Below are 12,181 nucleotides of genomic sequence, written 5' to 3' on the forward strand. Positions count from 1 at the left end.
GGGCGGAATACCAATGCCGAGATGCAAATGGCTCAGAATTGTCCTCGTGTCTTTGCTAAATGAATGGCTGAGGCTGATCCGCACCTGGCTTCTCTATGGGAACTTGCAGCAGAACCCTTGCGCGCCGGGGGGGCCGAAACCGGCCTTTGCGCTGTGAATTCTGCCGCTCCGTTCCAGCCCTGGTGCGAACCTTTCGCCGGTTCCGCCTGCAGCCTTGGAGCAGCTGAACGGCAGCGGTATCCGCAGCCGGCTTAGCTGGGGGCAGGCAGTGCGATTGCGGCGGTTGAAACCTGTTGGCTGCAAGCGGGAAGCAGACCGCCGGGTTCGCCCGGCCGGAGCTGAATAGCTCCGGTGCCATAGCCATGGCCGGCGGTTAAATTGCGCGGAGGACGGTGGAGCACATCTCAACCATGCGAATTTGCAGGCAAAGCTGCGCATTTGGAAGCCTGCTTGCCCTGCCGCGGCAGGGGCGCCGGGGTGTTCCCGTTGCGGTCCCGTCACGTCAGGGCACGGAGGTAGGGCCTGCTGCCCGGCAGGACCTGCCTGTTCAACTTCCCGAAAGGACGCCTCCGGCCGGTGCTTTCACTTCGGCTGGGAGGGCGGTGCAGCGGTTGCTGCACATTTGCAACCCGGGGTGGTCCAAGCGCTGCCGCCGGGCGCGGCTGCGCCCGGCCACGCCCAACTGCGAGGGGCAATCTGCGATTGGCCCGGAGCAGGCGGGAGGGCCTGCTGCACCGGTATTACTTCAGCGCGCGCCAGCCGATGTCGCGGCGGAAAAAGCCTTGCGGCCAGTCGACACCGTCCACCATCGCATAGGCGCGGTCGCGGGCATCCTGCAAGGTGTCACCGCGGGCGGTCACGTTCAGCACCCGGCCGCCAACCGCCAGCACCTTGCCGTCCTGCGCTTTGGTGCCTGCGTGGAACACCATGTTGCTGCTGTCCTCGGGCAGCGCGTCCAGGCCGTTGATCTCGGAGAATTTCTCGTAAGAGCCGGGATAGCCCTCTGCCGCCATCACCACGGTGATCGCATGGTCATCCGCCCAATTCACCTGCGCCTCGGCCAGACGGCCCTCGGCGGCGGCGTGCATCAGGTCCAGCGCCTGGGCGCCCAGGCGCATCATCAGCACCTGGCACTCCGGGTCGCCGAAACGGACGTTGTATTCCACCAGCCGCGGCTGGCCGTCCTTGATCATCAGGCCCGCGTACAAAACGCCCTGATAGGGCATGCCGCGCTCTGCCATCACCCGCATTGTGGGCTTCACGATCTCATCCATCGCGCGGGCCTCGATCTCTGCCGACAAGACCGGCGCGGGGGAGTAGGCGCCCATGCCGCCGGTGTTGAGGCCGGTATCGCCTTCGCCGACGCGCTTGTGGTCCTGGGCGGAGCCGATCGCCAGCACGTCCTCGCCGTCGACCAGCACAAACAGGGAGGCTTCCTCGCCTTCCATGAATTCCTCGATCACCACCTCGGCGCCGGCGCCGCCGAAGACGCCGCCGAACATATCGTCGATGGCCGCCATGGCCTCGTCCTCAGTCATTGCGATGATCACGCCTTTGCCAGCCGCCAGGCCGTCCGCCTTGACCACGGTGGGCACGCCGTGCTGGCGGACATGCGCCTTGGCGGCCTCAGCATCGGTGAAATGGCCGTAGCCTGCGGTGGGGGCATTTGCCGCGTCGCAGATTTCCTTGGTGAAGCTCTTGGAGGCTTCCAGCTTTGCCGCCGCTTCGGAGGGGCCGAACACCAGCAATCCTGCCTCGCGCAGCCGGTCGGCGACGCCTGCGGCCAGCGGCGCCTCGGGGCCGATGATCACGAAGTCGATGGCGTTTTCCTCGGCGAAACTCACCACCGCGCCGCCGTCCTCGATGTCAAAGGACGCGCAATCGGCAATCTGGGCGATGCCTGCGTTGCCCGGCGCCACGATCAGACGATCGCATTTGGGGTTCTGCATCACTGCCCAGGCCAGTGCATGTTCACGCCCGCCGCTGCCGAGGATAAGGATGTTCATTGGCGCATTCTCCGATCTGCCTGAGCCCTGTGGCCCGCGGGGTGTCACCCGGGGCTTGCCTTGCTTGCCGCGCGTTCTATGCTGCGCGCGACTTCAAAACAAGACCGGCCAAAGGCCGCAGGAGAGCAGCCCCCGATGTCCGACCTGTTTGACGATCCGCAGCCCGGGCAGAACGCCCCGGAATTCACCGTTTCGGAGATTTCCGGCGAAGTGAAACGCACGCTGGAGGGCACCTTTGGCCGCATCCGGGTGAAGGGCGAGGTGGGGCGCGTGTTCAAGGCGCGCTCGGGGCATCTCTATTACGACATCAAGGATGACCGCTCTGTGCTGGCCTGCACCACCTGGAAGGGGCAGGTCAGCGGCTTGTCGGTGGTGCCCGAGGAAGGCCTGGAAGTGGTCGTCACCGGCCGGCTGACCGCCTTTGGGGCCCAATCCAAGTACAACATGAACGTGGATGAGGTGGCTGTTGCCGGCCAGGGGGCGCTGATGGCGCTGCTGGAGAAACGCAAGAAGCAGCTGCAGGCGGAGGGTCTGTTTGCGCCGGAGCGCAAGAAGCCGCTGCCCTATCTGCCGCAGATCATCGGGGTGGTGACCTCGCCCTCTGGTGCGGTGATCCGGGACATCCTGCACCGGCTGCGCGACCGGTTCCCGCGCAAGGTGCTGGTCTGGCCGGTGGCAGTGCAGGGGCAGAATTGTGCGCCCGAAGTGGCCCGTGCCATCGAAGGTTTCAACCAGCTGACGCCGGGCGGCGCGCTGCCGCGGCCCGATCTGATCATTGTCGCCCGCGGCGGCGGCTCGATCGAGGATCTGTGGGGCTTCAACGAGGAAATCGTGGCCCGTGCCGCCGCCGCCTCGCAAATCCCGCTGATCTCTGCGGTGGGCCACGAGACCGACACGACGCTGATTGATTTCGTCTCCGACCGCCGCGCGCCGACGCCTACGGCTGCGGCGGAGCTGGCGGTGCCGGTGCGGCTGGAGCTGATGGCGTGGAGCGAGAACCAGGGTGCGCGGCTGACCCGGGCTGCGGGCCAAGCGGTGCAGCTCAGGCGCCAGCGGCTGAATGATCTGGCCCGGGCTCTGCCCAAGCCCGATACGCTCTTGGAAACCCCGCGGCAGCGGCTGGACCGGATTTCCGACCGGCTGCCCGGCGCGCTGATCAGCGGCGTGCAGCGGCGGCGGCTGCATTTGAGCGAAACCGCGGCGTCCTTGCGCCCGGCCACCCTGCGGCAGCTGGTTGCGGGGCGGCGGGACCGGCTGCAGAACCTCACCTCGCGCCTCAGCCTGCGGCCGATCCAGCGGGAAGTAACGGCGCAAAAAGATGCACTGGGGCGGCTGGCGCAGCGGCTGGATGCGGCGCAGGCCGCACGCATCGACCGCCAGCGCCAGGCTCTGACCGCCACCGGGCGCCAGCTGGAGATCCTGAGCTACAAGGCGACGCTGGAGCGCGGCTATGCGGTGGTGCGTTCGGGCGATGAAATCCTGACCAGCAAGGCCGCTGCAGCCAAGGCCGGGCCGTTGCAGATTGAATTCGCCGACGGCACGCTGGATCTGGAGGGGGGCACCGGTCAGGCGCCAAACAAGACCGCGCCGAAGCCTTCGGCAGAGAACGGCGGCAGCCAGGGCTCGCTGTTCTAGCTTCTTTCTGGTCTTAAATACTCACTGCACTGCGGCCGGCCTCAGACGCCAACGTCAGGGCCGTAGCACAGCATGTCCTCGCCGATGTCCTCGGCCTCATAGAGTTCGGTGGCGGCGGGGTCGTCCTCGAACCGCGCGGTAAGCCCGTGCGGCGTCAGCTCGAAGGTCCAGCACTGCGGGTCATCGCGGTTCTCGTAGACAAAGCAAATCCGGCCTGCGTCCTCGTACCAGCGGCCTTCCTGGCATTTGCCGTCCAGGAAAGACCAGATCACCCGGCGGCCCGGCAGGTAGCGTTCGACCCCGTACATGGATCCGCCAAACCCGTAGAACAATGTGCGGCCCTGAGTGTAGCGGTCGAATTCGCGGGCGCTCAGCGGCTCACCCGCCGCCAGCGGGGCGGGCAGGGCGGCAAGCAGGAAAATCATCAGTAAGCGCATGAGGCCATTGTGCCTCAGGCGTGCGGGGCCTCCAAGCGTTGCGTGTTTCTGCGCTGCCTCCCGCAGGGTCACCTTTGACCGGGCGCGGCCGCAGGCGGCAGAGTGCCGGAAAAGAACAGGGAGGCAGGCGATGATGGCGGAACTGATGCTGTGGACGGGTGCGGCAGCTTGTGCGCTGATCTATCTGCTGATGGCCGCGCAGCCGCCGGGGTTGCTGCGCAGCGTGCTGAAAACGGCATCGGTCGCCCTGCTGGCATTGGCCGCGCTGCTGATGGGCGCGCCGTTTCTGCTGGCCGCGGCGCTGGGTCTTTGCGCGCTGGGCGATCTGTTCCTGTCGCGCGACGGGGAAGTGGCGTTCATGGCGGGTGTCGGTGCATTTGCCGCAGGCCACTTGGGTTATGCGCTGTTGTTCCTGACGCAGCAGGCAAGCGATCCGGCGCGGCTGCTGCAGATGCCCGGAGCCGCCTTTGCGGCGGTTCTGCTGGTTCTGGGGCTGGTGATGGCGAAAATCCTGGCGCCGCGGGCCGGGGCGCTGAAAGGGCCGGTATTGGCCTATATCCCGATCATCCTCGGCATGGGGGCTGCGGCGCTGACGCTGCCGTCCGGCTCTTGGGTCTTTGCCGCAGCCTGCGCCTTCATGCTGTCGGACATGGTTCTGGCGGCGGAAACCTTCGTGCTGCCGGAGGATCACCCGCTGCGCCGGATCACGCCCTACGCGGTCTGGCCGCTTTACTGGGGGGCACAAGCGGGCTTTCTGGCAGCATTTTCCTGATTTCTGCGGCGCCTTGCGCTTTGCACTCCCGGTAAATCCGCATTAGGTGGGGTGCAGACCCTTTTGCGGAGACCAAGATGGCGTTTTTCTCAAAGCTCAAGGAGCGGCTGTTCAAATCCTCCTCCAAGCTCGAGCAAGGGCTTGATGCGATTGTCGAAGAGGGCGCGGACAGCCCCGCGGCGGAGGCTGCGGAAACCCAGGTTGAGACCCTGGCAGAGGCCCCGGCGGTCACGCCGGAGCAGCCCGCGCCTGCGCCGGTTCCGCAGCCCGCTCCTGTTGCTGAGCCGGAGCCTGTTGCCGAGCCGGAGCCGGCGCACGAAGCGGAGCCCGCGCCCGCGCCCGCGCCCGCGCCGGAGCCGGCGAAGAAGCCGGGCCTTCTGGGCCGCCTGATGGGCCGCACCGCCGCCGCCGAGCCGCGCCGGGCGCTGGATGACGACATGCTGGAGCAGCTGGAGGAGCTGCTGATCGCCGCCGACATGGGGGTGGACACCGCGCTGCGCGTCACTGCCAACCTGGCCGAGGGGCGGATGGGCAAGAAGGTTTCCAGCCGCGAGATCAAGGAACTGCTGGCGCAGGAAGTGGCGCGCATCATGGAACCGGTGGCGAAGCCCTTGCCGATCTATGCCAAGCGTCCGCAGGTGGTGCTGGTCGTTGGTGTCAACGGCTCTGGCAAGACCACCACCATCGGCAAGCTGGCCAGCCAGTTCAAGGGCGCCGGCAAGAAGGTGGTGATTGCTGCGGGCGACACCTTTCGCGCCGCCGCCGTCGAACAGCTGCAGGTCTGGGGAGACCGGGCCGGCGTGCCGGTGCTGACCGCGCCCGAAGGCTCCGATCCGGCTTCGCTGGCATTTGATGCGATGACGAAAGCGCAGGAGGATGGCGCCGACCTTCTGATGATCGACACCGCGGGCCGCTTGCAGAACCGCGCCGACCTGATGGAGGAACTGGCCAAGATCGTCCGCGTCATCCGCAAGAAGGACGAGACCGCACCGCATAACACGCTTCTGGTACTGGACGCCACCACCGGCCAGAACGCGCTGAGCCAGGTGGGCACCTTCCAGCAGCTGGCGGATGTCTCCGGCCTGGTGATGACCAAGCTCGACGGCACCGCCAAGGGCGGCGTGCTGGTGGCGCTGGCCGACAAATTCGGCCTGCCGATCCACGCCATCGGCGTCGGCGAGCAGATCGACGACCTCGCCCCCTTCGATCCGGAGGAATTTGCCGCGGCCCTTACCGGCCTGGAAAAATCCTGATCTCTTCTTCTGGCTGAAAATATCCTCCGGGGGTCCGGGGGTGGAAAACCCCCGGCTCTGCCGGCCTGAGCAAAGGCCCCTGATTTGAGCGATTGGCTGATCTCCCTGGAAGGCACCGCAGCCGGGCATCAGGCGGCGCTGCTCCTGGCGATCTGGGCCGCCTTTCTGCATGCGGTTTTCGGCGCGCTGCAAAAGGGGCGCCACGACCCTTGGCTGTCGCGCGGGGCGATCGATTTCTCCTACTGCGTGATGGCGGTGCCGTTTGCGCTGTTCGTGGTGCCCTGGCCGGAGCCGCATATGTGGCTGATTTTCGGCATCGCCTGGGTTATCCACGTCTTCTACAAGCTGTTCCAGGCGCTGGCCTATACCAAGGGCAGCTACACCGTGGTCTACCCGGTGGTGCGCGGCACCGGGCCCTTGTTCACGGTGATCGGCTCCTTCTTCCTGTTCGGCGAAGTGTTCACCCCGCTGCAATGGCTTGGGGTAGCGGTGCTGCTGGCCGGGATATTCGGCCTTGCGGCCTATAATTTTGTGTTTCTGGAAGCCAACCGCGACACCTTCGGGGTTGCGCTGCTGTTTGCCTTCATCACCGGGTTGTTTGTGGCCGGCTACACCACATATGACGCCTATGGCATCCGGGCGACGGCAGATCCTTTCACCTTCCTGGCCTGGTTCTTCATGATCGACGGGCTGGTGTTCCCCTTCATTGCGCTGGCCCGCTGGCGGAGGATGGCAGAGCCGCCCTCGCCTGGGCCGCTGATGGTCAAGGGGTTCTTTGGCGGGCTGGTGGCCTTTGCCTCCTTTGGCGCCATCATGCTGGCGACGCGGCTGGACAAGGTGGGCGAGGCGGCGGTTCTGCGGGAGACCTCCACCGTCTTTGCCGCCCTCATCGGCTGGCTGGTGCTGAAGGAAACCGTGGGGCCGCGGCGGATTGCGCTGATGGCTTTGATCGCCGTGGGCGCCGTGATAGTGGAAATGGGCGGCTAAAGCCGCGTGCAGAACTGACAGGAGGCCCCATGGCCGCAAAGAAGATCAACCCGACCCTGAAGATGCTGCTGGAGCTGGGCCCGATTGTCCTGTTCTTCATCGGCTATCTGAAGCTGAAGGATGAGGTGTTTCTGATCGGCGGCAGCGAGTACAAAGGCTTCATCGTCATCACCGCGGCGTTTATCCCGCTGATGGTGGCCTCCACCCTGGCCTTGTGGAAGCTGACCGGGCATCTGTCGCGGATGCAGTTTGCCACGCTGATCCTGGTGGTGCTGTTCGGCGGCATGTCGGTGTGGTTCAACGACGACCGTTTCATCAAGATGAAGCCGACGATGCTGTATGTGCTGTTTGGCGGATTGCTAGGGATCGGCCTGATGCGGGGCCAAAGCTGGCTGAAGGTGGTGATGGAGGAGCTGATGCCGCTGAAGCAGGAAGGCTGGATGATCCTCACGCGGCGGCTGTGTGCGTTCTTCTTTGGCCTCGCGGTGGCGAATGAGCTGATCTGGCGCACCCAGAGCACCGAGGCCTGGGTTTATTTCAAGACCTTCGGACTGCCGGTAGCGATGTTTGCCTTCTTTATGTTCCAGGGGCAGCTGTTCCAGAAATACGGCGACGAGGAAGAGGCCGGCCCGGCAGAATAACTGGCTGCAGCAGCGGCGGGGCTCCCGCGCCTTGTCGCATCATCAAAGATGAAGCGCAAAGCCTTGGGCCCCGCAGCGCACCTGCGGTGCGCCGCGGTTGCGCCGTTTAGCGGGTTTGCCCGAAAATCACCTGCTGGGCCTTGGTGTCCGACCGGTCGGCCCGCAAATCCGCATGCAGCGCGCGGCCCGTGATGACGCCGGAGCGGGACCACATGAGATCCAGCCAGCGGGCCAGATGGGGCTTGCCGTCCAGCACCTGCTGCTGGCCTTCCCAGAGCGAGGCCCAAGGCCAGATCGCCATGTCGGCAATCGTATAGTCTGCGCCTGCCACAAATTCATTTTCCGCCAGTTGCCGGTCCAGCACGCCATAAAGCCGCGCGACCTCGCTGCGGTAGCGGTCCTTGGCGTAAGGCAGATCCTCGGGTGCATACTTCAGAAAATGATGCGCCTGGCCCGCCATCGGACCGACGCCGCCCATCTGCCACATCAGCCATTGATCCACGACGAGCCGCGCGCGTTCATCCGTACCGTAGAACCGTCCGGTCTTGCGGGCGAGGTATTGCAGGATGGCACCGCTTTCGAACAGGGAGACCGGCGCGCCGTCCGGCCCGTCCGGGTCCACAATGGCGGGCATCCGGTTGTTGGGCGCGATCTTCAGGAAATCCGGCGCGAACTGATCCCCCTTGCCGATGTCGATCAGGGTAACGGCATAGGGCAGGCCCATCTCCTCCAGCGCGATGGAAATTTTCCAGCCATTGGGGGTTGGCCAGTAGTAAAGCTGGATGGGGTCCTGCATCTTGCGCCTCCGTCAATTGCCCGGCCACAGGAGCATGGGGGCGGCAGGCTGGCAAGGGGCGCGGCGTCTCACATCGCTGTGAAAGCCGGACATGCTGCCGCTTGACCGAATCCCGCAAGATGCGTAAAGCCCAAGCATCACATCGTGGCGATTTGTTACCGGATTGCGGGCCACGTTAAACAATCCCGCTAAAGAGGTCAGGACGTGAAGGACCCCCTTTCGCTTGGCCGATTGGGGGTTTTTTGTGCGCTATGGGCACGAGGAGACAGAAGAGATGAGCGACAACTGGAACAAGCGCACCACGCTGGTGCATGGCGGCACCCGCCGCAGCCAGTACAACGAGGTGAGCGAGGCGATTTTCCTGACGCAAGGATTCGTCTACGACAGCGCCGAGCAGGCCGAGGCGCGGTTCATTGAGACCGGCCCGGATGAGTTCATCTATGCCCGTTACGGCAACCCGACTGTCGACATGTTTGAAAAGCGCATCGCGGCGCTGGAAGGCGCCGAGGACGCCTTTGCCACTGCGTCGGGCATGGCGGCGGTGAACGGCGCGCTGACCTCGCTGGTGAAGGCGGGCGACCATATTGTCTCGGCAAAGGCGCTGTTTGGCTCCTGCAATTATATCCTGGCGGATGTGCTTGGCCGCTTCGGGGTTGAGGTGACCTTCATCGACGGCACCGACCTGGAGGCTTGGAAGGCGGCCGTGCGCCCGGACACCAAGGCGGTGTTTTTCGAGAGCATGTCGAACCCGACGCTGGAGGTGATCGACATCGAGGCAGTTGCGGAGATCGCCCACGCCGCAGGTGCCACCGTTGTGGTGGACAATGTGTTCTCGACCCCGGTGTTTTCCCGCGCGATCGAACAGGGCGCCGATGTGGTGATCTATTCCGCGACCAAGCATATCGACGGCCAGGGCCGGGCGCTGGGCGGGGTGGTGCTGGGCACCAAGGACTACATCCGCGGCACCCTGGAACCCTATATGAAACACACCGGCGGCAGCCTTAGCCCGTTCAATGCCTGGGTGATGCTGAAGGGGCTGGAGACGATCTCTCTTCGGGTCAACGCGCAGGCGGAAAGCGCCCTGAAGATCGCCGAAGCCCTCACCGGCCATCCGGCGCTGGAACGCACGATCTATCCGGGTCTGAAGGACCACGCCCAGAACGCGCTGGTGCAGAGCCAGCTGGGCGGCAAGGGCGGCACCGTCCTGTCGCTGGACCTGAAGGGCGGCAAGGAGGCGGCGTTCAAGTTCCTGAACGCAATGACCATCCCGGTGATTTCCAACAACCTGGGCGATGCGAAATCCATCGCCACCCATCCGGCAACCACCACCCACCAGCGGCTGACCGATGAGCTGAAGGACGAGCTGGGCATCACACCGGGCCTGGTGCGCTTTTCGGTCGGGCTGGAGGATGCAGACGACCTGATCGCCGACCTGAAGGCAGCGCTGGAGGCCTCGCAAGCTTGATACCAAAGACCCGGCGGGATTTCATCTTTCTTGAAATACTCTCGGGGGTGAATTGAGCCGCAGGCTCAAGAGGGGGCAGATAGCCCCCTCTCTTTTTTGCCGGATCACATCTCCCAGGGGAAACTGTCCAGCCGCAGCGGCCCGTCGGCGGTGACCAGCACCTGGGTCTCCAGCTTGACTGACTCGGACCCCATCTCGCCTATCAGGCTTTCGATGCAGATCACCATGTTCTCTTCGAACTGGCCGCCATGGGCGCCGTCAAAGTCCACATGCAGCGGCACCACCGGCCATTCATCCGCCATGCCGACGCCATGGGCCGCCAGCGAGTAGCGGTAGGGCTGGTAGGGTTCCGGGATTTGCCAGCTCTTGGCGTTGAACTCGGCAAAGCTCAGTCCCGGCTGCAGCAGCGCCATATTGTGGTCGATCTGCTGCCGCGCCGCCGCATACAGCCGTTTCTGCGTGTCATTCATCGGCACATAGCCGCAGGTCCAGCTGCGCGAGAGATCCGCGCAATAACCGTAGGGGCCGATCATGTCGGTGTCGAAGGAGATCATCTCACCCGCGCGGCATTCGCGGGCGGAGCATTCCTTGTACCAGGGGTTGGTGTTGGGCCCGCAAGTGAGCAGCTTGGTTTCCAGCCATTCGCCGCCGGAGCGGGCGTTCTCGAAATGCAGATGCGCCCAAAGCTCCTGTTCGGTGACGCCGGGCACCGAGTGCTCGTAAATCCGCGCCATGCCGGCCTCGCAGACGCGGATGGTCCACCGCATCAGTTCGATCTCATCGGCGGATTTGATGGCGCGGGCGGTCTCGGTGATCTGGCCGCCGTCGATGACCTGGAGGCCGTGTTCGGACAGGGCGTGTACGCCCTCGGGTTCCATCCGGTCGACGCCGAGGCGCATGTTGCCGCCGCCGTATTGCTTGACCAGGTCTGCGATCTCGGCGGCCCAGGGGGCGAGGCGCTCGGTGGCCTTGTCGCCGGCGCACATGAACATCCAGCCGATGGCGTTGCGGATTTCGTCAATGCCGGGCAGGCCGTCGTTCAGATGCTCGCAGCCCTTGAATTCGAACATGATGCCGGGGCCGCCGTTCAGGATCAGCGCGTAGCGGATCGGGTTGTGAGCGGTCCAGATCGACATGTTGGAGCAGTCAAATGCATAGCGGATGTTGACCGGATCATAGAGCAGGAGGCCTGCCACGTCCTGCCGCGCCATCTCATCGCGCAGCCGTTGCAGGCGGAAGGCGCGGGCGCGGTCCAGAACGTCCTGGCCCAGCGGCGATTTCAGCGGCTTGTCGGCTCCTTCGGCATTCAGGAAGGTGCGTTTGCGCTCGTCCTTGAAAACGGCCAGTTCCGTCATGACGCGCGGCCGTAGAAGCCGATGTTTTCCTCGTCCGTGAACCGCACGCCCGGGTTTTCATAGAAGGTGAAAACAGCGATCACCCGCGTCTTGTCCCCCTTCACTGTGCCGACGCGGTGGGGGGAGTTCTTGCCGCGGAAAATGTTGAGGGTGCCGGGGTCAAGTGTGATTGTGCGCATGTTGGGGTCTTGGCCCGCCAGCAGCCGCTCGACACCTTCGTAGTTCGGGTAGTCATCCGTGCGCAGTTCCGGGCTGTAGATGAATTCGCCGCCATCTTCGGGCGCCTGCAGCAGCATGGTGGTGGTGAATTCGGAGCGGTCGAAATGCCAGTTCAGCGCCTGGCTTGCGCCGTAGGACATGATGTTCAGCCGCGCCAGCGGGTCGTCCATGGTGTAGAGCGCGGGCTTGTCCATTGTAGCGGCGAGGAATTCCGCAAAGGGCGGCCAATCGTACAGGCGCAGCACCGGCGAGTCCGGGAACTGGTCGGCACAGAGAGTGAAGTTCGAGGTCTCGACCTTTTGCAGGGCAGGGTGGTCCGGCGCCAGGCCGTCGACCGTGTCCTTGAAGTAGATGTTATGCCAGCGCTTGTGGTGGAAGCTCTCGGTCTCGAACTTGCCCTTCAGCGCATCGGCGGCGCCCTGGGCGACCTCCGGTTTCATCAGCCCTTCGAGGCTGAACATGCCGTCCGCGGCCAGCTCAGTACGGCAGCGGTCCACCAGGGCCTGCCATTCCGGGGTGCCGGGACGGTCGAGCGGGTAACGGTCGAGATCGAGAATATCGCGCATGGGGTGTTCCTTGGGGTCTTTCGGGCTTTTCCCAAGCCTGCGCGCCGGA

The 12,181-nt window shown here is 64.8% G+C and carries 11 protein-coding genes and 1 riboswitch; of the genes, 6 read left to right on the forward strand and 5 right to left on the reverse strand.

The genetic code is table 11. From position 1 onward, the window contains the following. Window positions 1-740 precede the first annotated feature (740 nt). Window positions 741-2,006: a phosphoribosylamine--glycine ligase gene (gene purD, locus ACXAEK_RS11860; protein WP_475042150.1), complete on the reverse strand. Its 1,266-nt coding sequence runs from the start codon at window positions 2,004-2,006 to the stop codon at window positions 741-743. A gap of 135 nt (window positions 2,007-2,141) precedes the next feature. On the opposite strand from purD, the gene xseA reads away from it, so the two are divergent. Further along, the gene (gene xseA, locus ACXAEK_RS11865) at window positions 2,142-3,641 is read left to right on the forward strand and encodes an exodeoxyribonuclease VII large subunit (RefSeq protein WP_475042152.1); all 1,500 of its coding nucleotides are present in this window, start codon (window positions 2,142-2,144) and stop codon (window positions 3,639-3,641) included. Between the two features lie 41 nt (window positions 3,642-3,682). Here xseA and ACXAEK_RS11870 read toward each other — a convergent pair whose 3' ends face one another. Next, on the reverse strand, window positions 3,683-4,078 hold the full coding sequence (locus ACXAEK_RS11870) for a hypothetical protein (protein WP_475042154.1): 396 nt from the start codon (window positions 4,076-4,078) through the stop codon (window positions 3,683-3,685). 133 nt (window positions 4,079-4,211) lie between these two features. On the opposite strand from ACXAEK_RS11870, the gene ACXAEK_RS11875 reads away from it, so the two are divergent. From ACXAEK_RS11875 to ACXAEK_RS11890, 4 genes are all read left to right on the forward strand, one after another. Further along, entirely contained in the window at window positions 4,212-4,850 is a 639-nt protein-coding gene (locus ACXAEK_RS11875; protein WP_475045255.1) for a lysoplasmalogenase, read from the forward strand. Between the two features lie 77 nt (window positions 4,851-4,927). After that, a complete protein-coding gene (gene ftsY / locus ACXAEK_RS11880) occupies window positions 4,928-6,103 on the forward strand; it encodes a signal recognition particle-docking protein FtsY (protein WP_475042155.1) in 1,176 nt (391 codons plus the stop codon). Between the two features lie 84 nt (window positions 6,104-6,187). Further along, entirely contained in the window at window positions 6,188-7,090 is a 903-nt protein-coding gene (locus tag ACXAEK_RS11885; RefSeq protein ID WP_475042157.1) for a DMT family transporter, read from the forward strand. Window positions 7,091-7,119: 29 nt separating this feature from the next. Further along, complete coding sequence (locus ACXAEK_RS11890) at window positions 7,120-7,731, forward strand: inner membrane-spanning protein YciB (protein ID WP_475042159.1); 612 nt, start codon at window positions 7,120-7,122, stop codon at window positions 7,729-7,731. A gap of 106 nt (window positions 7,732-7,837) precedes the next feature. On the opposite strand, the gene ACXAEK_RS11895 is transcribed toward ACXAEK_RS11890, so the two are convergent. Beyond that, complete coding sequence (locus ACXAEK_RS11895; RefSeq protein WP_475042161.1) at window positions 7,838-8,527, reverse strand: glutathione S-transferase N-terminal domain-containing protein; 690 nt, start codon at window positions 8,525-8,527, stop codon at window positions 7,838-7,840. Window positions 8,528-8,661: 134 nt separating this feature from the next. Further along, window positions 8,662-8,740, forward strand: a riboswitch (SAM riboswitch). 61 nt (window positions 8,741-8,801) lie between these two features. Between ACXAEK_RS11895 and metZ the strand changes: the two genes are divergently transcribed. Then, window positions 8,802-9,992: an O-succinylhomoserine sulfhydrylase gene (gene metZ, locus ACXAEK_RS11900; RefSeq protein WP_475042163.1), complete on the forward strand. Its 1,191-nt coding sequence runs from the start codon at window positions 8,802-8,804 to the stop codon at window positions 9,990-9,992. Between the two features lie 104 nt (window positions 9,993-10,096). Here the strand turns inward: metZ and ACXAEK_RS11905 are convergent, their stop codons facing one another. Continuing rightward, the gene (locus ACXAEK_RS11905; RefSeq protein WP_475042165.1) at window positions 10,097-11,347 is read right to left on the reverse strand and encodes a M24 family metallopeptidase; all 1,251 of its coding nucleotides are present in this window, start codon (window positions 11,345-11,347) and stop codon (window positions 10,097-10,099) included. Further along, the gene (locus ACXAEK_RS11910; RefSeq protein WP_475042166.1) at window positions 11,344-12,132 is read right to left on the reverse strand and encodes a HalD/BesD family halogenase; all 789 of its coding nucleotides are present in this window, start codon (window positions 12,130-12,132) and stop codon (window positions 11,344-11,346) included. The genes ACXAEK_RS11905 and ACXAEK_RS11910 overlap by 4 nt, the downstream gene beginning before the upstream one ends. Between the last annotated feature and the right edge of the window lie 49 nt (window positions 12,133-12,181).

This window comes from Leisingera sp. ABM4_101, from assembly GCF_056158725.1.

Bases quoted from the DNA above. Each gene is read 5' to 3' on its own strand.
- purD (WP_475042150.1), bottom strand. From the start codon at position 2,006: ATGAACATCCTTATCCTCGGCAGCGGCGGGCGTGAACATGCACTGGCC.
- ACXAEK_RS11895 (WP_475042161.1), bottom strand. From the start codon at position 8,527: ATGCAGGACCCCATCCAGCTTTACTACTGGCCAACCCCCAATGGCTGG.
- ACXAEK_RS11905 (WP_475042165.1), bottom strand. From the start codon at position 11,347: ATGACGGAACTGGCCGTTTTCAAGGACGAGCGCAAACGCACCTTCCTG.
- ftsY (WP_475042155.1), top strand. From the start codon at position 4,928: ATGGCGTTTTTCTCAAAGCTCAAGGAGCGGCTGTTCAAATCCTCCTCC.
- ACXAEK_RS11870 (WP_475042154.1), bottom strand. From the start codon at position 4,078: ATGCGCTTACTGATGATTTTCCTGCTTGCCGCCCTGCCCGCCCCGCTG.
- metZ (WP_475042163.1), top strand. From the start codon at position 8,802: ATGAGCGACAACTGGAACAAGCGCACCACGCTGGTGCATGGCGGCACC.
- xseA (WP_475042152.1), top strand. From the start codon at position 2,142: ATGTCCGACCTGTTTGACGATCCGCAGCCCGGGCAGAACGCCCCGGAA.
- ACXAEK_RS11875 (WP_475045255.1), top strand. From the start codon at position 4,212: ATGGCGGAACTGATGCTGTGGACGGGTGCGGCAGCTTGTGCGCTGATC.
- ACXAEK_RS11890 (WP_475042159.1), top strand. From the start codon at position 7,120: ATGGCCGCAAAGAAGATCAACCCGACCCTGAAGATGCTGCTGGAGCTG.
- ACXAEK_RS11910 (WP_475042166.1), bottom strand. From the start codon at position 12,132: ATGCGCGATATTCTCGATCTCGACCGTTACCCGCTCGACCGTCCCGGC.